Raw genomic sequence first — 22,303 nt, 5'->3', positions numbered from 1 at the left:
TTAGCTAAGTAACCCTCGTTTTTTCTCCAGGTTATCCAGTCTTTCTGACAACAATTTCATTGCCTGTTTGCCAGCCTGGGCGCTGGTAAAAAATAGCCTGTCACCACACAGAATACATTTGTACGGATCGGTGCGCAGAAACCCTTTCATCAGCACGGCAAAACCAGGTTTCTCCGGTTTTTTACGCGCCGTCATCTCCAACGCCTTATACACCTTCGGCAATAACACGCGTCTTTTGCGATTCGACAAAAAACCGTAGTAACGCACTATCTTAAAATGCCTCGCCGGAATATAGCTAATATAACGCCTAATCATCTCTTCCTGAGGCAGGGTCTGCTGCCGGTGCTGCCCAGTCCGGTGGTCATAGTAATGATGGACAACCGGCTCCTCCACGGTAATGCCGCAGTTTTGACGCAGATATCGGTGGGCGTTTAAGGTGTCACCGATCATGCAAAACTGATCCACTTGGTATTATTCGTACATTTTTGTACGGGTAATTTATGTTAGCCAAGGAGATATTTGTGGATATTCATGTTCGCTTTGCACAAGGACTGTAGTGGTCAAGGACTAATTTGGCGGTTTCACATTTAAATTCAGCAGTAATTATTTTACTCATTTCGGCACCTATAAAAATTATGAGGTAAGCATATCACCTCAACTTAGGTGGTCAAATTTAGTATGCCACTACAGTATGGCTTGCAAGAGCTCAATTTAAACCCGTAATCTTTCGACATCTGAAGCATTTCGACATGCAATTTATGTTCACCTTCTGCATAAGCATCTCGTTCGATGATGAGTGCTTTTGCGTTATCACACAATACTTGCTGTGGCACACCACCAAAATAGTCGAAAGCTTCTTTTAAACCTTGCTGCCAGGCTTCTGTCCGCTCATTATCAAAGAACTTTACATAGCTAGCACGCGAAGTAGCCAAGCGTTGCAACAAACGCTTTTAGTGATCGTTCGCCTCGCCGGATGGTCGTGAAGTCGATTTGCATTTGTTGACCTGGTTGTGTTTCAAAACGGACGACAGGTTCGGGAACAATGCTTGGTTTAAATTGACAAACAAATCGACGTAACTGAGCAATACCGCCTTGATAGCCTCTTTCAACTACCTCATCAAATAGGACTGTTGCAGGGATCCAATCAGGTTTAGCCAATTCAATTCGCTGAAGCAAATAAGGTTTAAAGGGTGCCAGTTTACTCGATTGTTGACTTCTTTTAGCATAAGTTGGCATCTCCTGCTGTTGTAAATGATGTTTTACGGTGTTACGGGAAATGCCCAGTTCACGGGCCATTTTTCGAATGCTTTGTCCTTGTGCAAAGCGAACATGAATATCCACAAATATCTCCTTGATTAACATAAATTACCCGTACAAAAATGTACGAATAATACCAAGAGGATCAGTTTTGCATGATCGGTGACATTATGCTGAATTAAACTTAAAAATAGAGCGTTTTTTATTGGTGCAAAACTCGTGTAATTAATCAAAATTGACGGGTGCCTAACGTAAAAAATAGAGTAGACGAACAGATTGAAAGCGCTGTAGTTGTAGTAGCTCAGACTTAATCTGACAGTTACCGGTTATTTATACAGTACCTGTCAGGTTAAATTTGATTTAAATCTTTCTCTCTCCAAAGTTGTTTTCCATCGTGTAAAGTTGCCATAGGAGTTCGACCGCAACACATTTTTCCTTGATGAGTGCGTTGGTTATTATATTCCGCTAACCATTTATCTAAATCAGCTTGTAATTCATTTAAAGCCCTATAGATTTTCTTACGAAAAGCCACCTGATAGAACTCTTGTAATACAGTTTTATGAAAGCGTTCACAAATCCCATTAGTTTGAGGTGAACGAGCTTTAGTTTTTGTATGATCAATATCATTGATAGCGAGATAAAGTTGATAATCGTGATGTTCAACTTTACCACAATACTCACTGCCTCTGTCCGTCAGTATACGTAACACCGGTAACCCATGCTGGGAATAAAAAGGGAGAACCTTGTCATTTAATAAATCTGCCGCCGTTATCGCGCTTTTTGTTGTGTAAAGCTTACAATGAACGACTTTACTGTAAGTATCAATGTAAGTTTGTTGATAAACACGACCAACGCCTTTTAAATGACCGACATAAAAAGTATCTTGTGAACCCAGATAACCTGGATGCGCTGTTTCAATCTCACCACAGGCTTCATCATCTTGCGCTTTCTTTTCTAGAGCACTGATTTGTGATTCTGACAGGATAATTCCTTCTGTTGCGATTTTATCTTCAAGCGCTTTTAGGCGTTTTGTAAAATTTTCGAGATTATGGCGCAGCCAAATAGAGCGAACGCCACTCCCCGAAACAAAAATGCCTTTTTTTCTTAGTTCATTACTACTGCGGTGTTGACCGTGTGCAGGGTATTCAATCGCATACTCGACTACAGCGCTTTCAATCTGTTCATCTACTCTATTTTTTACGTTAGGCACCCGTCGATTTTGATTAATTAAAGCGTCTATCCCACCATCGTTAACAAGTTCCTGGTAGCGATAAAACGTATCTCGGGATACCCCCATAATCTTACAGGCTTTTGAGACGTTATTAAGCTCTTCAGCGAGGTTAAGTAACCCGACTTTATGTTTGATGATAGGATTATTTGTTTGATACATAGAATTACCTTTTATTTAATTATCTAATGATGTTAATTAAAACCGGTAACGCTCTTTTTTAAATCAGAATTGTCGGATTAAGTTAAGACTAATACACATAATCTCGAAAATTTTACAAAACGCCTAAAAGCGCTTGAAGATAAAATCACAACAGAAGGAATTATCCTGTCAGAATCACAAATCAGTGCTCTAGAAAAGAAAGCGCAATATGATGAAGCCTGTGGTGAGATTGAAACAGCGCATCCAGGTTATCTGGGTTCACAAGATACTTTTTATGTCGGTCATTTAAAAGGCGTTGGTCGTGTTTATCAACAAACTTACATTGACACGAGTTTCGCACAGGCATATAAAATTCCAGAAATGGCTTAAAAGCAATGGTTAATTTGCAAGTTACTAAAACGTATAAATTTGTTTAAATTACAATAAGTTGCTTTTAATTTATAAGATTTTGTCTATTTATATATTATGCTGAATTAAACTTAAAAATAGAGCGTTTTTTATTGGTGCGAAACTCGTGATTGATACTTACAGTAAAGTCGTTCATTGTAAGCTTTACACAACAAAAAGCGCGATAACGGCGGCAGATTTATTAAATGACAAGGTTCTCCCTTTTATTCCCAGCATGGGTTACCGGTGTTACGTATACTGACGGACAGAGGCAGTGAGTATTGTGGTAAAGTTGAACATCACGATTATCAACTTTATCTCGCTATCAATGATATTGATCATACAAAAACTAAAGCTCGTTCACCTCAAACTAATGGGATTTGTGAACGCTTTCATAAAACTGTATTACAAGAGTTCTATCATGTGGCTTTTCGTAAGAAATCTATAGGGCTTTAGATGAATTACAAGCTGATTTAGATAAATGGTTAGCGGAATAATATAATAACCAACGCACTCATCAAGGAAAAATGTGTTGCGGTCGAACTCCTATGGCAACTTTACACGATGGAAAACAACTTTGGAGAGAGAAAGATTTAAATTAAATTTAACCTGACAGGTACTGTATAAATAACCGGCAACTGTCAGATCAAGTCTGAGCTACCACAACTTATTGATTTATTTATAAGTTCTATTTTATGATTTTTGATATTTATAGATAAGCAAAAAATGCCATTTGTAATTAATAAAAATTATTATCATCAGTCTATATTTTATTTTAAAATAATGTAATCAATTAAATGGTTAGCTATTTTGTTAGTAAATATTACACATTAAAAGATTTTCAATTAATATTGTTTGGTGTCTGTTTATTATCATTTTTAACCTAAAAAAGCATTAAAAACATAGAGGTGAATTAATTATTTAATCAATTAAATATGTTGATAAACTATACTAAATCCGATAATGATTAGCGTAACACAGCCAATCATTTCGGCTTTTTTTCCTAATAATGGACCAATATAACGACCTAATAATATTCCAAGTGTTGCCATAATCATGGTCATTAGTCCGATTGTCATCGCTGTATGGATGATATTAATTTGCAAAAAGGCCAGATGACACCAATAGCTATTGCATCCAAGCTGGTTGGCTAAGGGCAGTAGTGATAAAGGGTAAAATAATTGTGACAGTGGATAGATTGAGGTTTGCTATTGTTTTTTTGCATGATGATAACTTTGATATATCATTTGGTACCCAACATGAATAATAGACTAAACGCTATCCAATGATCCCACTTAATAATATATTGGCTGGCTAATAGTCCCAAACTCCAGCCAATGGTGGGTGTGATGGCCTCAATAATACCAAAAATAAAACCAGTTCTTATTGCTTCACGTAAAGAGGGCTTAAATAAGCTAGCACTTTTGCAAACAGATGCAGCAAAAGCATCTATCGATAATGCAAGAGGTAAAGCTAGGGTTGCGTATAAGTTCATTATATCGTCTCAGTTGGAAAGTTTTCCATAGACATATTTTTACTTCCAACCTAGAGTAAAAATATGTCTATGGTCTCACCAACCTCGTCAGGTATTCATGCCACGTTATGGATCATAACGAGTATGTTGACATGAAATTTCTAAATTAATCGCTAATAGACAATTTTATTTAGAACAGGCTACTCCCCAATGACTTATAACAAAATATATCATAAAAGTAATAAAAGGCAATTATTTAAATTTTTATTAATTTATAAAATTAATATCATTTAAATTTTAATAAAAATAATAATTCTAATTGATTAAATATATAAGAATAATTAACAATATTATTTATATTTATTTATTATTGATCATAAAATTGTAAATTTTATCTAAATCATCAAACTGTTTAGCAGCAATATAAATTTTTCTTTTTGCTAAACCGACTATCAATATTCCATCTTTCGATAAATTAATTGTTTTAATATTTTCGTACAATATATAGACATTATTGTAGTAAAAACCTTTATCTTTAAAATAAAGCTTAGGATAACGAATGAATGTTAAGTAAACAACAATAATAACTGTAATCATTAATAAATAGGTTGTTAGCTGACTACCATGTTGAATAATATTATGATAAATAACAATCGCAATCAGTATAATAAAAATAACGGCATCGATTCTATTTTTACGCCTTAACTTTATTTTTAATTTTGTTTTTCCATTTAATAAGTTAACAATCAATTCTTCATAGATAGCATAAGTTAGCATTAGTAGGATCAAGACAGTCAATACAATATTATTCATAAGCAAAGACTCCAATCGATTATTAATCTGCTGTAAAGAAAAATTAAAAACGGGAGGTTGCAACCTCCCGCAATTGACAATTAAGAAATTGAGTCTGTTAGACTAAAAATCCAGCCCAATAGCCAACAATGCCTAGAATAAAGAAACCAATGATAATCCATAGTGGATTAACCTTGCGTCTCAACAACCACATACAACCAAAGGTTAGTAATAATGGCACTAAACCAGGCATTAATTGATTGAGGATAGTTTGTACGGTGGTAATTGTCACCTCACCAGTATTGGGATTTTTTATCTCTGATACGACTAAAGGGATATTAACATTAGTCCACTTATTGACTAATGCGCCCATGACAAATAGCCCTAGGATAGAAGCACCTTCGGTCATTTTTTGTAAAAAGCCACCCCCCATGTCATGAACAATATCGAGCCCTCTTTTATAGCCATAGGTGACACCGTAATAACGGGTTAATAAGCGAACTAAATTAAACAAAATAAAAAATAGTAGCGGTCCTAGTAGACTACCTGACATTGCAATTCCGGCGCCTAGAGCCGCAAATACTGGACGTACTGTGCCCCAAAAAATAGGGTCACCAACGCCCGCTAAAGGGCCCATTAAACCTACTTTGATACCATTAATTGCACCATCATCGATATCCGCGCCATTAGCCATTAGCTCTTCCATCGCTATGGTGACACCTAAAACAGGCGCTGCAACATAAGGATGAGTATTAAAAAACTCAAGATGGCGTTTAATGGCTTGTTTACGTTTTTCACTGTTTTCAGGGTATAAACGGCGGATCACTGGGATCATTGAAAAACAAAAGCCAAGGGCTTGCATACGTTCAAAGTTCCAAGATCCTTGAAAAAGATTGGAACGTAAAAAAACTCCGCGAATATCACCAGCAGTAAGCTTTTTTAGATTTGTTTGGTTTACTGAAGTTGTATCTGCCATTATTCCATTCCTTAATTAATCTAATTCATTATCTAAATCACTATTGCCGTTATTTTGCAAAGCAGCAATTTGTGATTGGTTGTATTTTGGACTGAGTTGAATATAGAGAATAGCCATCACAATACCAATCACGCCTAGTGCAACTAGGTTGAAATTGGTAAATGCGGCAGTGACAAAGCCCAAGTAGAAGAATGGCATTAGATAACCTGCACGCATCATATTGATTACCATAGCGTAACCGACAACAACGATCATACCGCCAGCAATATTCAACCCTTTAGTGACAACCTCAGGAATTGAATCCAGTAGGTGTTGGACTTCTGAAGTACCTACAGAGATAGCAACAATTAAAGAAGGAATAGCAATACGCATAGCCTGTAATAACAGAGCTGAGATATGAATTATGGTTAATGCACGTAAATTAGCAGATAATGCAGCGCGATCAGATGCATGCTGGAATGCAACAGTGATTGTCCGAACAATAACGGTCAATACTTGTCCTGCGGCAGCTAAAGGAATTGCTAGTGCAATACCGGTACCAATATCTTGCCCGCCGGCAATAACCAGAATGGTAGAAATAATTGAGGCTAGGGCAGCATCGGGAGCCATGGCCGCACCGATATTCATCCATCCGAGCGCAATCATTTCCAGTGTGCCGCCGATAATTATCCCTGTTTTTAGATCACCAAGTACAAGACCAATTAGTGTACAAGCAATTAAAGGACGATGAAATTGGAATTCATCTAGCACAGAACCCATACCTGCAATACAGGCAACAAGGAAAACGAGTATGATTTGAACAACGGTAAGCTCCATTGTTTATCTCCTGTAACCAACAACGTTGGTGAATCTACTTTTAAGTCTTGGATGGATAACCAAAAAAGGAAACTCAGTTTTTTGCTTTTTTGATAAGAGCTAACATATCCAGTTTGTTGTCACTAGAAACTTTACGCGCTTCAAGTTCAATGCCTCGTTTGGATAATTGATTGAAAGCATCAATATCCTCATTATCGATCGAGATTGCATTGTTAACCTGTGTTTTACCCTCACGGTATGCCATGCCACCAATATTAACAGACTTTATTTCGACACCGCCTTCCACAAGGCGTAAAACGTCTGTTGGATTGGTAAATAACAGCATAACGCGTTCACCGACATACTTAGGATTATTGTAGACACGAATACATTTTTCTACGTCGACCACATGCGCAGTGACACCCGGTGGCGCAACTTGTTTTAATAAGGTTGAACGAACATGATCTTTAGCAACTTCATTACTGACTACGATAATACGTTTAACTTTTGTCTCTTTGGTCCAGCGAGTAGCCACTTGACCATGAATTAAACGATCATCAATTCGTGCAAGGGCAATAAACATATGGCCTTGTGTAGCTGAATTCGTTACCTTTGGAGGGGGAGTTGGCATCGGTGAATTTTGCGGTTTATTGCTAGTCTGCTGACTATTGAGTGCTTTAATTTCGCTGCGACCGGTTTCAATAGCAGTGTTGACTAATTCACTAAAAGTAGGATCATCATCACGGGATAGCAACGTAGCAACTAACATGGGGACGTTAACTCCGGTAACTATATCATATTTGTCTTTATCTTTACTTTCGATAATTCGACTAGCGGCGTTAAATGGACTGCCTCCCCACATATCTACTAAAAATAACACACCTTGAGTAACCTCGAGCTCATTAAGCTTTTGATTATATTTTTCAATTAATGTATCAGAGTTTTCACCTGGAACAAAATCGATATAAGCGATATTTTGTTGTTCGCCAATCAACATTTCAGCGGTCATGAGCAACTGTTTTGCAGCAATACCATGAGTGCTAATTATAATAGCTACACTCACTACTTTTCCCCCTTAAGAAGTAGGTTAAATAATAAAGAGTGTACTCTCCGTTGACGGATGAATACAATCAAATAATCACTAATATGAATAGTTTTTCATGTTATAAAGCATTAACCATTATTGAAACTAATTAATTAGTTTATAGATTATCATTTAAATATAAGAAAAAATATGCCACTGATCAAAAAATTTAAAATACATATAATATATTTAGAGAAAGATAAATTTTATCAAGCAAGTTGATTTTGCTATAGTTGTTATTATCTTGTATGAAATAATAACACGAGTTTCGCACAGGCATATAAAATTCCAGAAATGGCTTAAAAGCAATGGTTAATTTGCAAGTTACTAAAACGTATAAATTTGTTTAAATTACAATAAGTTGCTTTTAATTTATAAGATTTTGTCTATTTATATATTATGCTGAATTAAACTTAAAAATAGAGCGTTTTTTTATTGGTGCGAAACTCGTGAATAATAGAATTTAATTTGTAATTCTATAGATATAAACTGTACTTTAATACAGGGAAGATTTTTAACTAATTGGATATGAAAATGTGTAATAAATAAAAATAACCCTTTCTATGGAAAGGGAGGGTATTCATAATTCTGTGTCAGGGGATTTTATATTTTGATTATACCATCTAGGCGCCCTTTAAAATAGATGGACAATTGACCAATGGTTAACGCCCAGTTACTAATCGGCATAGTCCATTTGTTGGATACCTGATTGATGCCAATATAGAGTAATTTTAATAAGCTGTTTTCATTAGAAAAAGCCCCTTTGGTTTTAGTTAATTTCCTAAACTGCCGATGAACCGCCTCTACTGCATTGGTCGTATAAATGGGTTTTCTAATGGCTTTAGGGTATCGAAAATAAGCACTGAGCAACTCCCATTTACTTCGCCAGGATTCTAGCACTATCGGGTATTTTTCACCCCATTTCGTTTCCAGTTCATCAAGGGCAAGCTCAGCAGCCGCTTTAGTATCTGCACGATAAACCGGCTTAGCCATAAAGGCTTTTTGGTCTTTACTGGCAATATAACGTAAGCTATTGCGAATTTGATGAACTACGCATAGCTGACTGTCTGCGGGAAAATACTGGCTATCGCTTCTGGAAACCCTTTTAATCCGTCAACACAAGCGATTAAAATATCTTGTATACCACGGTTATGTAAGTCAGAACGCTCAGCCAATGATGTGCTCCTTCTGTTTCAGACATATAGAGTCCTAACCATTCCTTATGCCCATCGGTGGTTAGTCCAAGTACTGTGTAGATTGCCTTATTGATATAGTGACCATCATGTTTTATCTTGTAATGAATGGCATCGAGCCAGACAAAAGGATAGAGCGCCTCCAGAGGGCATTATTGCCTGACTTTTAATTCAGGGAGTAATTTGTCAGTAATATGCGTAATAGCTCCATCTGATATTTCCAGTCCATATAATTCTGCAACATGTTTTTGAATATCACGATAACTCATGCCTAATGCAAATAACGATAGGATTTTGTTATCAATATCCTCTGATAATTGTGTCTGATTTTTCTTAATGAGCTGAGGCTCAAAAGCACTTGACCTGTCTCTGGGCGTTTTCAGTTCAAATTGACCTGATGTCGATTTAACCATTTTTCGAGTATACACGAGTTTCGCACCAATAAAAAAACACTCTATTTTTAAGTTTAATTCAGCATAATATATAAATAGACAAAATCTTATAAATTAAAAGCAACTTATTATAATTTAAACAAATTTATACGTTTTAGTAACTTGCAAATTAACCATTGCTTTTAGCCATTTCTGGAATTTTATATGCCTGTGCGAAACTCGTGGTATAGCCATTTTTACGCGTATCGATTGACGTTGTCGATAGGTAGTGTTCTATTTCTGCCTGCAGGGCAGCTTCGGTCAGCTGTTTTATGAGTGGTGTGAGTATTCCATCCGTACCGAGTAATTTTTTACCTGATTGTAATTGCTTCAACGCTTCATCAAAATTAAATGATTGATTTCTCATATTGTCATACCTCTTTTTTTGAGTTTAAGATATGACACAGATTTTTGAACACTACCACAGCATAATATATAAATAGACAAAATCTTATAAATTAAAAGCAACTTATTGTAATTTAAACAAATTTATACTTTTTAGTAACTTGCAAATTAACCATTGCTTTTAAGCCATTTCTGGAATTTTATATGCCTGTGCGAAACTCGTGAATTAAAGCGTCTATCCCACCATCGTTAACAAGTTCCTGGTAGCGATAAAACGTATCTCGGGATACTCCCTAATCTTACAGGCTTTTGAGACGTTATTAAGCTCTTCAGCGAGGTTAAGTAACCCGATTTTATGTTTGATGATAGGATTATTTGTTTGATACATAGAATTACCTTTTATTTAATTATCTAATGATGTTAATTAAAACCGGTAACGCTCTTTTTTAAATCAGAATTGTCAGATTAAGTTAAGACTAATACAAATAATTCTTTACAGTTAGGCTATTTACCCACTGATTGTGGAAGGTGAACATGTCGGAAAATGTAATCAATGATATTAAAATAGTTGCTGAATAGAGAGTTGCATTTTTTGTCACGCTATAGACAATAAAAAGAGGTTTAACTTAGAAAATAACGGTTTGAAATGATCAACAAAGAGCGGTTGTTACGAGATAATCGTTTATGTAAAGCAATCATTGGATTATCAGTCGAAGAATTGAAAAATTTAGCCGCTGAATTTTCAGCTTGTTATTTGATTTATCGGAAAAAGAATCGAAAAGATCACGAGCGGCAGATGGGTGCAGGGCAGAAAGGATTTATCCCAACCCCATTAGATAAACTGCTTTTTATTTTATTGTATTTAAAATGTTATCCGACCTATGATTTGCAAGGACTTCTTTTTGGTTTAGATAGAACACGGGTATGTCGCTGGGTAAAAATATTATTGCCGGTTTTAGAGATGACCTTGGGGCGAGAATGTGTTTTGCCCGCTCGTCAAATTCGCTCTGCTGAGGAATTTTTTCGCGCCTTTCCTGGAGTTAAAGACGTCTTTATTGATGGGACAGAGCGACCTGTCCAAAAGCCTAAGAATCTGCGTCGGCGAAAAAAAATGTATTCGGGAAAGAAAAGACAGACCACTCGAAAAGGGCTTATTATGACTGACGAAACGAGGAAAATTGGATTTATCCCCATGATCAAAAATGGGCGCCGTCACGATAAACGCTTACTCGATAAAGTCGATATAATTCGCCATATTCCCCCTGAGGTAACCATCTGGGCCGATACCGGTTTTCAAGGTATAGATAAACAGCATCCTAATACACAAATCCCAAAAAAAGGAACTCGAAAAAGACCTTTATCGCCTGAACAAAAACAAGAAAATAAAATAATCTCGGGCATCCGTATTACGGTTGAACACGCCATCGCGGGTATCAAGCGCCTCGGTTGTATGACCCAAATTTTACGGAATCGTAGACCCTTTATTGATGATACCTTTTTACTCCTTAGTGCCGGTCTTTGGAATTTCCATCTCAGAACAGCCTAAAATTTACTTCAATCACCGAAATACCCTTATTTCACTATTAAGCAACACGCTTATTGTTAATTGGTTAGAAAGCCAATTACAACGAAATGAAGGCATTAAGATTGATACCATTGCTATAGCTAGGCGACTTAATTTTGATTACAGCATATGTATTAAAAACAGGTCATCGATAGTGCATCCTGTTTCCATCTTTTTACGTTTAGCTTGAGACCATTTATGTTCTATAGGATTTAAATCTGGTGAATACACAGGCAAATATTCTATCTGGTGTCCTGCGTTTATAATTGCCTGTTCAATATTCTTACCTTTGTGAAAGCTAGCGTTGTCCATAAAAATAACAGAATTTTCAGGAAGTTCTGGGAGCAATATTTTTGTGATCCAAACATAAAAAACATCACGGTTAATATTGCAATCAAATAATCCGATAGCAAAAAGGGTTGTTCCCAATAAAGCGCCAATAACATTTGTTCTTCCCTTAGCACCCCAGTTTTTCAGGCCAAAACAACGGTGACCTTTTGGGGAATAGCCGTGAGTTCGTGGAGTGTCATGTGAAAAACCACTTTCATCAATAAAAACAACAGATTTATCTTTTTTTTCATACTGTTGTCTTTTTTGCTGATGTGCCAGCCTGTCGCTTTCGTTGGTTTTTGGATGGAATAGAGTTTTTTTTATAGGTTAATCCCAGCTTTTTAAGGGATTGCCAAATAGTCTTTTTACAAACACCGAATCGCTCTGCCCGTTCCTTTTGGTAAGCATCTGGATACTGTTCCACATCTTTTGCTAAAGCATTTTTATCGAGCTTCCTCTTACGTGGCGTTGAATTTTTTGGCTCTGGTCGTTTAAGCCAACGTACTAAAGACGCTTTTCCAATACGGAATTGTTTCGCAGTTTCTCGAATTGTTAAACCTTCGGCTTTCCTTACAGATATTACTTTACGTCGAAAATCAATTGTATAACTCATAACACACCTTGTAATCAAAATTAAGTCGCCTAGCTATAATAAAAGTGGTTATTCTAAAATGGCATTTACAACGGATCTTTAAACAATTAAAAGGTTGCACTTTAGGTGAATATGTTCGTAAACGTCGATTACTGGAAGCAGCCAGGTTATTACGTGAAGATGAATTTTCTATTTTGGAGATATAGCCCTACAATACGGTTTTAGTTTCCAAACAATTTTTACCCGCATTTTTAAAAAACATTTTAATACTACACCGGCTAAATTTCGCCAAAATGGGCAGTTATCCGACTTTAATCAATTTATGGACCAATCTAGAATTATTAATTTTTAGACTTTAGTTATTATATGCCAGTCTAAATGCTGGCTTTACTGCTGTTTACAATAAAATTATGCTGAATATATCTCTTTCCAGCAATGGATGCTAATAATTAACAACCATTAATTTGATTCATGCTATTTCATTGACTAACCAATTTTCGAATTGTATAAGCTGCTGATGAAAATTTGGATATTGAAACTGGATCTCAGCGACTAATTGCTTAATTGTCGCTGGTTGGTATTTTTTACCAATCAACTTTTGACTAAAAAGCTCTAATGGCGATGGATCTAAACTATCCGTATAAATTTTGCTAATTGAAATGTTTCCTTTATCAATATCAAAATGAAGTTCAACACCACCCCAGGCAAATCGGGTTTCAAGTATATGACTAAAAGCTGGCGCGTGACCAAAATTCCACTCCCAGCTAGATTGTTCAGCATAAATGTCAATAAAACAGGGTAAATCAGGCAAATTAGTTGGTGAAATTATTTCTGCCTTCACAACCTCACCATAATAGTTAAAAAAATTGTTTACTAAAGCGTTACAAATTGCCTGATGACTAATCTGAACATCAATTTCAGCTAAATTCATTACCCTAGAACGTACGGAGGTAATACCTTTACTAATTAATTTCTTCGGATCTGGATTTAAATAACTGGCTAAACGGTTTAAATCTGTATTAATAAGTAAAGTGCCATGATGAAAACCGCGATCGTGTGTTTCAAAATAAGCTGATCCGGAAATTTTACGCTCACCATGGGCGGAATGAACAACTAAATCATTTCGACCTGAAACTTGAGCCTTTATCCCAACCTCAGCTAGTCCTGCAATAATAATTTGTGTTGAAATAGTTTTATCATAGGCTGGTTTACCCGCCATAAAGGTAAAACAGGTGTTTCCCAAATCATGAAAAACCGCACCACCACCACTGCGGCGGCGAGCTAATTTGACTCCATCTTGGGCCATTTTGCGAGTATTACACTCTTTCCATGGATTTTGCGCCCGACCAATAACGACAGTATTATTATTGCGCCAAAGAAACATAACCCGCTGCTTGACTGACATTTGGCGAAAAATAGCCTCTTCAACAGCTAAATTAAACCAGGGATCAAATGATTCAGAAATAAGAAGACGTATTGAAGCCATAAGAATTTTGCCAGCCTATATTCATTTTATTATAGCAAAGACCAAAAAGTTATTATAACTAAAAATGACATTTAAATACGGCGTGCCTGCCAGAAAACCTTGCGCCAGTATATATTGTTTAACGAAGAGCGAATAACACCTTTGCTAGTTGAGGCATGAATAAAAGTATTATCCGTATCATAAATACCAACATGTAGACCATTTTCACCTGAGCCGGTTTTAAAAAAAACCAAATCGCCCGGCATAAGATCCTTAATATTAATACGGGTGCCATAAGTGGTTTGAGCTATTGTCGTGCGCGGTAATTGAATGGCAAAACGATCACTAAAAGTTCGATAAACAAAGCCTGAACAATCAATTCCACTTGATGCTAAACCACCATAACGATATGGTGTACCATACCATTGTAATAGTTGCTCTTTAAGTTGAGCGATGGTCATAATAGGATCAGAAAGTTGGCTTTTTAACGGCGGAGCTGTTCTGTTTACTGAAGAAGAGCAGCTAATTAAAGTAAGGTAAAATAAAAAAAGCAGGTGTTTAATTCTTATTAGCATAAAGCACCTTTATCGCTTAATAGGATAATTAAATAGACTTTAATCATTGTTTTATAAAAAACAAGTTTTCGGTAATCGCTATTTTTAAGCAATACACTGGCTATAAAAATAAATATTCTGCCCAGTTTTTTAGCTTTATATTCTCGTTACTTCAGGCTGAGAAATAATCCAAATACCAAGCAAAATAAATACTACTCCGACAAATTTAATCAATGTCGCCGATTCATTAAACCAAGGCAAAGTAACTGCGAATAAATAAACTAGCACATAGCTTAAACTAATCAGTGGGTAAGCTTTACTTAATGCTAAAAACCTCAATGCAAATAGCCAGCAAACCATCGAAAGCACATAGCCAATTAAACCGATAAAAATCAGCCTAAACGCCAGCAAATTTTCAAATAACCAATTAACATCCATCCACTGATGATTCAATTTAAACTCAGGTAATATAATTACTCCAGCTTTTAAACAAAGCTGAGCTAAAGTGATCAGTATTACACTACCGATACCCCAAAAGTAACCTTTCATATATTTAATAAAACAATACCCAACATGATAATAAATACGCCGATCCAATGTTTGATGCTGATCTTCTCTTGATAAATAAATTGTCCAATCAGTGTAACGATGACAAAGTTAATACTTAACATAGGATAAGCAATACTAAGCGGTAAAATTTGTAGTAATTTAAGCCAAAATAGCATGCCTAACGCGAGCAAAATAATCGCTGTTAGTAGCCATTTAATGGCTAAACTATTTTTTGTCGGCAAACCACTTTGCCAATATATCACCGCTTGCTTTTGGCAAACCTGTCCAATGCAAGTTAACAGGCTAACAATTATCAATAAGAAAAAATATGTCATGGTTGCTGATAATAGGTCATTATTGCCATTCTTGTATTGCGAACTACATGATCAGGCTTAGGAATATCATCAGGCAGCCCTTCATTTCTACGTAATAAAAGAACCACTGAAATTTGTCCTTCTTTCCGTGACAAGCTAAGCCATTTAGCAAAATTTCTTTGTTTGATTAAGCGAAATTGGCTATCGGGATAATTTAAGCCGTATCTTAATTCACCTGATCTTTCATATAAATAAATATCACCTTGATGTAATTCCCATGCCAAAGCTGTGCCTAATCCAACATTATCCGCTAGCACAAACTTACTTTCTTCCAACAAAGATATATTTTGCCGAATTAATTGCTGCGGTAACTTAGAATCAATAGTGTCTTGCGGTAAAGCATAACTTATTGATAAGCTCAATGCTAAAGAACATGCCGCGCCCCACAGCCAATACTTGGCATTGGATATCAGACTAAAATAGCCAATAATCAGCCAAATGCAAAAAACCGTTATACCTAATGCCAGTTTTGGCCACTCCAATGGGGTATATAGAGGATGCTCAACAAATAACCCCATAATAATCAAAGTAATAATTGCCAATATGGCAAAAGCGAGATTGGTAAAACCGTTAAATTTAATGGCCGCCAAATTGCGATTTTTAACACAATCAACCGCATATTTTGCCATCATTAATGCAAGCGGTGCCATCACTGGCAACATATAAGTAAGTAATTTACCCTTAGCGATACTAAAAAATACAAAAGGGACAACAAACCAACAAAGCAGAAAAAACATCTCCGGTTTGATTTTTCGTTCCTGCCAACTTTTTAATAATGTACCAGGTAAAAGCCCTAACCAGGGTATTACACCAAGTAAAATAATTGGAATATAAAACCAAAAAGGCGCTTTATGTTGGGCATCCTCTGATGAGAAGCGCTGAATATGTTCTACCCAGAAAAAGTAATGCCAATAATCCGGTTCATATTTATTGACAGCAAATGCCCAAGGAAGGCTTATTAATGCCGCACTGATTATGGCTATGCCACCAAATTTGAGCATCTCAGTAAAACGTTTTTGATACAGCATAATTGGCAGCATGACGATAACCGGGATAACTAAGGCTAAAAAACCCTTGGTCATAAATGCCATACCACAGGCAAGCCCCATAACTGCCCAGGCAAGTAACTTTGAAGCAACCGTTGATGCTTTTAATAACCAAAAACAACATAGCATACAAGCAATAAGCCACATGGTAAGCATCGAATCGAGTACGCTATAGGTGCCAACCGAAAAAACCAAAAACATCGAAACATACATCAAAGTAGCAACAAACGCGACATTTCGATTACGCCACATTACCATCGCTAACCAGTAAATTAAGCCAGCGCTGATCATAGTTGCAAACACAGCACCAAAACGAACAGCAAAATTGGTATCACCAAATATCATTTGACTGATATTATTTATCCAATATCCGGCCACTGGTTTTTCAAAATAGCGAATATTAAGCAAGTAAGGCACAATCCAATCACCTTTTTGCAACATTTCTCGGCTAATTTCTGCATAACGCGTTTCATCTGGCTGCCACAGCAGTCGGCCATTTAACGGTACTAAATAGGTAAAAATAAAAAAAAGTGCTAATAAAAAAGCACCTGTTTTTTGTAACTGTTTAGTTAACATCAAGCGCTATACCTCGTGTTGACACCCTAGCCAACCCTCACGACCTGGAAAAGATGAACGAATAATTTTTCCGTGTGGTAAAGAATCAATATCATTTGGTATTAATTCACGCAACGGACAAAACACCATTTGTTCTGCAATCATTCTCGCTAGTAAGCTGTCAAATTGCATCGATTTAGACATACCTTCTACTTCAGTATGAATAGTATAAACAGGCGTTCCTGCATCTTCCTGCATCGCGTTAATAATAAAATCATTAAAGTTTTCATCTTTAACCAAAGTGCCAACAACTTCATCATAAGTCGGTAGTGTTACTGGAATTTGTACAGTACCAATCGAACCATCCGCTAAAATAGGACGAAAAGGATGGGTACCACGGCAATCACTATTATAGTCAAATTTAAAATTTTCTTTCGCCGTTAATACGCGTTCATCGGCCCGCCAACCAGCCACAGCTGAACATTTCACGGTAGCGCCCGTTGCGGCTTCAAGCACATCCACGCCTAATTTAATTTGTTCGACTAATTTGGTTCTTGGCCATTTACCTACATTAGCTTGCCAGCCTTGATGATCCCATGCATGTAGCCCAACTTCATGACCTGCATCCAATGTTTGTTTCATTAAGTAACCTAGATCATTGGCTATTTTTTTACCTGACCAGGCTGTACCGGCTAATAAAATATCCCAACCATAGAGTGATGTCGCATTCGATCTTAATATTTTCCATAAAAATTTAGGTCGAAACAGGCGCCATAAATGACGCCCCATGTTATCTGGACCGACACTGAAAAAAAAACTGGCTCGAATTTGATATTTAGCGAGCACTTTAAGTAACTGTGGCACACCTTCCTTGGTACCTTGATAGGTATCCACATCAATTCTTAAGCCAATTTTCTTCATTATTTTTTACCTAATTCTTCCGTCGCAGATTGCAAAAAGAAATCTAAAGTTTCATCAATAGTCTGTTTCATATCAACAGTTGGCTCCCAATCGAGCAAGCGCCGCGCATTTTCAATACTCGGTCTACGGTGCTCAACATCTTGATATCCTTTACCATAATAACTACTACTTTCAATCTTTTTAAGACCAGCAAATGGAGGAAAGTGTTTACGTAACGGATGTTTTTCAAAACTGTCAAGTAGCATATCAGCTAATTGAGCAATGCTTGCTTCATTGGTTGGATTACCAATATTAATAATTTGACCATCGCATTTTTCATCTTTATTTTCAATAATACGAAATAATGCTTCAATACCATCTTTAATATCGGTGAAACAACGCTTTTGAGCGCCGCCATCCACTAATTTTATCGGTGAACCTTCTACCAAATTTAAAATTAGTTGGGTAATCGCTCGCGAGCTACCAATACGGGCAGAATGTAAACTATCGAGACGTGGGCCCATCCAATTAAACGGTCTAAATAGAGTGAATTTCAACCCTTCTTTAACACCATATGCCCAAATAACGCGATCTAATAGCTGTTTAGAAACAGAATAAATCCAACGCTGTTTGTTAATTGGCCCGACAATTAAACGAGAAGTATCTTCATCAAATTCTTTATCATCACACATCCCGTAAACTTCAGAAGTTGATGGGAAAATAATACGTTTATTATATTTTACACAATAACGCACTATCTTTAAGTTTTCTTCAAAATCTAACTCAAAAACTTTTAATGGATTGCGGGTATATTCAATCGGTGTTGCAATAGCAACCAGTGGTAAAATGATGTCACATTTTTTAATATGATATTCAATCCACTCAGTATGAATACTGATATCGCCTTCAACAAAATGAAAACGCTGATCATTAATAAAACGTGCAACAGCAGAAGAACTAATATCCAAGCCATAGATATCATAGTGACCATCTGCTAATAAACGTTCGGTTAAGTGATTACCAATAAAACCATTTACACCCAAGATCAAAACACGCTTACGCCGTTTTACCTGGGTCGTCGGTTTAGCACCAACACGCACGTCATTCACAATTCCCATTTCAGCCGCTAAACGCGATCCTTCAACGTATAATCCAGCTCCACTCTGCCCGGTCAGAATTTCAAGCACACCTTGACCACAAGCTATTTGCAATGGTTCAGTAGAAATGATTGTACCCGGTAATTTATCGTGTGATTTTTCTAGCACACGGGCACGCCAGACAATCATTTTACTTTCAGCTAAATAAGTAAATGCACCTGGATATGGCTCGGTTACCGCTCGTACTAAGTTATTCACTTCGTTAGCAGATTTAGACCAATCAATTAAACCATCTTCAGCGCTACGACGGCCAAAATAGGTTGCCTTACTTTCATCTTGTGGCGTTGCTGAATAATCACCCATTTTAATTAAGGGTAATGTATCAGCCAAAAGCTGTTCAGCCGCCTGACGAATTTTCTTATGTAACACTAATGCGGTATCTGTTGCATCAATGGAGATTTTTTTCTGTGCAACAATATCACCCGCATCCGCCTTGGCTATCATCTTATGTAATGTGACACCCGTTTCTGTTTCACCATGCAAAATAGCCCAATTAATCGGCACACGACCACGATATTTAGGCAATAAAGAACCATGCAAGTTAAAAGCACCTTTAGGGGCTAACGCCAATAACTCTTGACTAAGCATGTGGCGATAGTAAAAAGAGAAAATAACATCCGGTTGCATTTTCTCAATACGCTCAATCCAAAGTGAATGATTGACATTTTCTGGCGCAAATACAGATAAGCCCATCTCAACCCCCAAACGCGCAGCTGAGGAAAAGAAATGATTCTCTTTAGGATCATCTGTATGTGTAAAAACAGCCTGAATTTCAAAGCCCGCCTTCTGTAGCGCCTTTAATCCCACACAACCAATATCATGGTAAGCAAAAACAATAGCTTTCATTATTTTTTTTCCTGATTTTCGTCAGTATCTAGATGAACACCAACTATCTTTTGAATAAAGTAACGGGGTCGGGCACGAACATCATTGTACATTCTGCCAATATATTCACCGAGTAGTCCCATGGCAATAAATTGCGCGCCAATAAATATGAATAGAATAGCAAACAGCGTAAAAACACCCTCTGCAGCCCACATTGCACCAAAAATAAGGCGCAAAATAATTAACAGAACCGCCAATAAAAATCCACTTGCCGCAATAAAACTACCAACAACACTCAACAAACGTAACGGGGTAGTAGTTAAACAAGTGAGTAAATCAAACATTAAATTGACTAACTTCATCAAGCTATATTTTGAATCACCAAACTCACGTTCTGCATGGGCAACATCAATTTCGATCGTTCTTTTAGCAAACGTATTTGCTAAAATGGGAATAAATGTACTGCGTTCATGACACTGTAGCATCGCATTAATAATATTACGCCGATAAGCACGCAACATGCAGCCATAATCGCCCATGGTGCGCCCAGTTGCTTTGGTGATCATGGCATTAATGATTTTTGACGCTGTTTTACGAAACCAAGAATCTTGCCGATTCATCCGTCTGGTACCGACTACGTCATAGCCTTCTTCCGCTACCTGTACCAGATGTGGAATTTCTTCAGGCGGGTTTTGTAAATCAGCATCTAAGGTTATCACAAGATCACCGGTTGCCTGTTTAAAACCAGCCATAATGGCAGAATGTTGACCATAGTTACGATTTAAAATCACTGCGATAACGTGATTTGCCAGATTTTCAGCAGCATCCATCAGCAATCTAGCTGAATTATCAGCACTACCATCATCAACTAAAATTAATTCATATGGCTGTTTCAATCTCTGACAAGCAGCCAATGTTCTTTCCAATAACTGGGGTAAGCTTTGCTCTTCGTTATAAATAGGGATAACGATAGAAACTTTTTTTATTTCTTCAAAATCATTTTGAAAAGACACTATCTCGGCTCCGAAAAAATTTCATTAATAGCAGCAACAACGCGATCAACATCTTGAGCATGCATGTCAGGGAATAGTGGCAATGAACATAAGGTCTTCGAGTTCCATTCAGAATTAGGTAGAGAAAGCGATGGATAATGTTCTCTATAATATTTTTGCGTATGAGCCGCTCGGAAATGTAGACCAGTACCAATATTCTTCTCTTTTAAGCGCTCCATAAAACTATCACGGTCAATGCCACAGACAGCTTTATCGACTCGAACCATAAACAGATGATTGGCATGTAAATGGGGATAATCGGGTACATCCAACATTTTTAACGGCAGATTGGCAAGCGCCTGTCGATAATAAGCAACAAGCTCTGCACGACGTTTATTTATCTGTGTTAACTTTGTCAATTGAACAACAGCAATTGCCGCATGAATATCAGAAAGATTATATTTAAACCCAGGTTCAACAACCTCTGCCTGTGGTTTACGACCCTGTATTTGTCGATCGAAGGCATCCACACAAAAACCATGAAATTTTAAACATCGCAGACGTGTGGCCAAGGCATCATCATCGGTAGCGACTAAGCCACCCTCGGCGCAAGTGATATTTTTAATAGCATGAAATGAAAAAATGGCGGTGCCCTGTTGACCAATCCATTCACTTTGATACTGAGTACCTACGGCATGAGCCGCATCCTCGATCAATGCGATATTGTTTCTTTGTGCTATCTCACGTAACGCATTAAGATCGCATGGCGCCCCGGCGTAATGTGCCGGAATAATCGCTTTTGTCTTAAGGGTAATCGCCTTCTCAACGACATCAGGCTGAACCATTAAAGTGTCACGATCTACATCAATCATGACTGGATGTGCCCCTAACAAGGTGATCATATTAATGGTTGAAACCCATGTTAATGAGGGGGTAATAACTTCATCTCTAGGACCAATTCCTAAGGCCATAAGCGTTATATGCATACCCGCTGTTGCCGAACAAAAAGCAATTGCATGCCGACAACCAAATTTATGGCGAAAGTCTTCTTCGAGTTGATGATTTTGCGGCCCTGTGGTGATCCAACCAGAACGTAATACATTTTCTACCGCCCTGATCTCTTCGTCACCTATTGCTGGGCGAGAAAAAGGAAGAAAATCATTCATGAGATTAACCTACTAACAATTCATCTGATATTTTTTTAGAGTCAGTTGTCTATAATATCATAAAATAGCTTAACTACACATCAACATGACAATAACTTTCCAATCGAACT

Annotated in this window: 17 protein-coding genes, 9 pseudogenes and 1 riboswitch; of the genes and pseudogenes, 3 read left to right on the top strand and 23 right to left on the bottom strand. The window is 37.0% G+C overall.

The genetic code is table 11. From position 1 onward, the window contains the following. The 3 genes and pseudogenes from AYJ55_RS13170 to AYJ55_RS13155 all read right to left on the bottom strand — a co-directional run. Window positions 1–439, bottom strand: a pseudogene (locus AYJ55_RS13170) (transposase); the annotation flags it as partial. A gap of 250 nt (window positions 440–689) precedes the next feature. Then, window positions 690–1,077, bottom strand: a pseudogene (locus AYJ55_RS36060) (DDE-type integrase/transposase/recombinase); the annotation flags it as partial. A gap of 529 nt (window positions 1,078–1,606) precedes the next feature. After that, the gene (locus AYJ55_RS13155) at window positions 1,607–2,647 is read right to left on the bottom strand and encodes an IS481 family transposase (RefSeq protein WP_063654070.1); all 1,041 of its coding nucleotides are present in this window, start codon (window positions 2,645–2,647) and stop codon (window positions 1,607–1,609) included. 517 nt (window positions 2,648–3,164) lie between these two features. On the opposite strand from AYJ55_RS13155, the pseudogene AYJ55_RS26170 reads away from it, so the two are divergent. Beyond that, a pseudogene (locus AYJ55_RS26170) lies at window positions 3,165–3,636 on the top strand (integrase core domain-containing protein); the annotation flags it as partial. A gap of 327 nt (window positions 3,637–3,963) precedes the next feature. On the opposite strand, the pseudogene AYJ55_RS36055 reads toward AYJ55_RS26170, so the two are convergent. The 9 genes and pseudogenes from AYJ55_RS36055 to AYJ55_RS13110 all read right to left on the bottom strand — a co-directional run. Then, window positions 3,964–4,195, bottom strand: a pseudogene (locus AYJ55_RS36055) (manganese efflux pump); the annotation flags it as partial. Window positions 4,196–4,262: 67 nt separating this feature from the next. After that, window positions 4,263–4,529 (bottom strand): annotated as a pseudogene (locus AYJ55_RS36050) (manganese efflux pump); the annotation flags it as partial. Window positions 4,530–4,576: 47 nt separating this feature from the next. Beyond that, window positions 4,577–4,729: riboswitch (yybP-ykoY riboswitch) on the bottom strand. A gap of 139 nt (window positions 4,730–4,868) precedes the next feature. After that, the gene (locus tag AYJ55_RS13140; RefSeq protein ID WP_425393800.1) at window positions 4,869–5,321 is read right to left on the bottom strand and encodes a DUF986 family protein; all 453 of its coding nucleotides are present in this window, start codon (window positions 5,319–5,321) and stop codon (window positions 4,869–4,871) included. A 97-nt stretch (window positions 5,322–5,418) separates the two neighbouring features. Then, window positions 5,419–6,276 (bottom strand): PTS mannose transporter subunit IID, encoded by an 858-nt coding sequence (locus AYJ55_RS13135; RefSeq protein WP_063656858.1) that lies wholly within the window; start codon window positions 6,274–6,276, stop codon window positions 5,419–5,421. A gap of 15 nt (window positions 6,277–6,291) precedes the next feature. Beyond that, on the bottom strand, window positions 6,292–7,092 hold the full coding sequence (locus tag AYJ55_RS13130) for a PTS mannose/fructose/sorbose transporter subunit IIC (protein ID WP_063656856.1): 801 nt from the start codon (window positions 7,090–7,092) through the stop codon (window positions 6,292–6,294). A 73-nt stretch (window positions 7,093–7,165) separates the two neighbouring features. Then, window positions 7,166–8,134 (bottom strand): PTS mannose transporter subunit IIAB, encoded by a 969-nt coding sequence (gene manX, locus AYJ55_RS13125; RefSeq protein ID WP_063656854.1) that lies wholly within the window; start codon window positions 8,132–8,134, stop codon window positions 7,166–7,168. A gap of 624 nt (window positions 8,135–8,758) precedes the next feature. Then, window positions 8,759–9,770 (bottom strand): annotated as a pseudogene (locus AYJ55_RS13120) (IS256 family transposase); the annotation flags it as partial. Window positions 9,771–9,969: 199 nt separating this feature from the next. Next, window positions 9,970–10,146: pseudogene (locus tag AYJ55_RS31965) on the bottom strand (IS256 family transposase); the annotation flags it as partial. 190 nt (window positions 10,147–10,336) lie between these two features. Further along, window positions 10,337–10,512 (bottom strand): annotated as a pseudogene (locus tag AYJ55_RS13110) (helix-turn-helix domain-containing protein); the annotation flags it as partial. A gap of 258 nt (window positions 10,513–10,770) precedes the next feature. On the opposite strand from AYJ55_RS13110, the gene AYJ55_RS13105 reads away from it, so the two are divergent. Next, entirely contained in the window at window positions 10,771–11,670 is a 900-nt protein-coding gene (locus tag AYJ55_RS13105) for a transposase family protein (RefSeq protein ID WP_063653812.1), read from the top strand. A 138-nt stretch (window positions 11,671–11,808) separates the two neighbouring features. On the opposite strand, the gene AYJ55_RS13100 is transcribed toward AYJ55_RS13105, so the two are convergent. Further along, complete coding sequence (locus tag AYJ55_RS13100) at window positions 11,809–12,297, bottom strand: IS630 family transposase (protein ID WP_063653499.1); 489 nt, start codon at window positions 12,295–12,297, stop codon at window positions 11,809–11,811. Next, window positions 12,266–12,631 carry an IS630 transposase-related protein gene (locus AYJ55_RS26165; protein ID WP_063653415.1) on the bottom strand — a complete coding sequence of 122 codons (366 nt, stop codon included), beginning with the start codon at window positions 12,629–12,631 and terminating at the stop codon, window positions 12,266–12,268. The genes AYJ55_RS13100 and AYJ55_RS26165 overlap by 32 nt, the downstream gene beginning before the upstream one ends. A gap of 37 nt (window positions 12,632–12,668) precedes the next feature. On the opposite strand from AYJ55_RS26165, the pseudogene AYJ55_RS33205 reads away from it, so the two are divergent. Next, window positions 12,669–12,962: pseudogene (locus tag AYJ55_RS33205) on the top strand (helix-turn-helix domain-containing protein); the annotation flags it as partial. A 117-nt stretch (window positions 12,963–13,079) separates the two neighbouring features. Here AYJ55_RS33205 and lplA read toward each other — a convergent pair. From lplA to arnB, 9 genes are all read right to left on the bottom strand, one after another. Continuing rightward, entirely contained in the window at window positions 13,080–14,096 is a 1,017-nt protein-coding gene (gene lplA / locus AYJ55_RS13090) for a lipoate--protein ligase (RefSeq protein ID WP_063656851.1), read from the bottom strand. 71 nt (window positions 14,097–14,167) lie between these two features. Then, entirely contained in the window at window positions 14,168–14,650 is a 483-nt protein-coding gene (locus tag AYJ55_RS13085; protein ID WP_063656849.1) for a C40 family peptidase, read from the bottom strand. Window positions 14,651–14,785: 135 nt separating this feature from the next. Beyond that, a complete protein-coding gene (gene arnF / locus AYJ55_RS13080) occupies window positions 14,786–15,178 on the bottom strand; it encodes a 4-amino-4-deoxy-L-arabinose-phosphoundecaprenol flippase subunit ArnF (RefSeq protein ID WP_063656847.1) in 393 nt (130 codons plus the stop codon). Next, window positions 15,175–15,513, bottom strand: coding sequence for a 4-amino-4-deoxy-L-arabinose-phosphoundecaprenol flippase subunit ArnE (gene arnE / locus AYJ55_RS13075; protein WP_063656845.1), 339 nt, complete (start codon window positions 15,511–15,513; stop codon window positions 15,175–15,177). Before arnE ends, arnF begins: the two co-directional genes overlap by 4 nt. Beyond that, window positions 15,510–17,174, bottom strand: a complete 1,665-nt coding sequence (arnT, locus tag AYJ55_RS13070) for a lipid IV(A) 4-amino-4-deoxy-L-arabinosyltransferase (protein ID WP_063656843.1) — start codon at window positions 17,172–17,174, stop codon at window positions 15,510–15,512. The genes arnE and arnT overlap by 4 nt, the downstream gene beginning before the upstream one ends. Before the next feature lie 6 nt (window positions 17,175–17,180). Continuing rightward, entirely contained in the window at window positions 17,181–18,074 is an 894-nt protein-coding gene (gene arnD / locus AYJ55_RS13065; RefSeq protein ID WP_063656841.1) for a 4-deoxy-4-formamido-L-arabinose-phosphoundecaprenol deformylase, read from the bottom strand. Then, complete coding sequence (gene arnA, locus AYJ55_RS13060) at window positions 18,074–20,056, bottom strand: bifunctional UDP-4-amino-4-deoxy-L-arabinose formyltransferase/UDP-glucuronic acid oxidase ArnA (RefSeq protein ID WP_063656840.1); 1,983 nt, start codon at window positions 20,054–20,056, stop codon at window positions 18,074–18,076. The genes arnD and arnA overlap by 1 nt, the downstream gene beginning before the upstream one ends. Beyond that, the gene (gene arnC, locus AYJ55_RS13055; protein ID WP_063656838.1) at window positions 20,056–21,048 is read right to left on the bottom strand and encodes an undecaprenyl-phosphate 4-deoxy-4-formamido-L-arabinose transferase; all 993 of its coding nucleotides are present in this window, start codon (window positions 21,046–21,048) and stop codon (window positions 20,056–20,058) included. The genes arnA and arnC overlap by 1 nt, the downstream gene beginning before the upstream one ends. Next, entirely contained in the window at window positions 21,048–22,193 is a 1,146-nt protein-coding gene (arnB, locus tag AYJ55_RS13050; RefSeq protein ID WP_063656836.1) for a UDP-4-amino-4-deoxy-L-arabinose aminotransferase, read from the bottom strand. The genes arnC and arnB overlap by 1 nt, the downstream gene beginning before the upstream one ends. Window positions 22,194–22,303: the final 110 nt, after the last annotated feature.

The sequence above is a fragment of the Candidatus Arsenophonus triatominarum genome, assembly GCF_001640365.1.
Taxonomy (GTDB): Bacteria; Pseudomonadota; Gammaproteobacteria; order Enterobacterales; family Enterobacteriaceae; genus Arsenophonus; species Arsenophonus triatominarum.
Note: the sequence above shows the minus strand (reverse complement) of the source record. Positions and strands in the feature narration are given on the sequence as shown.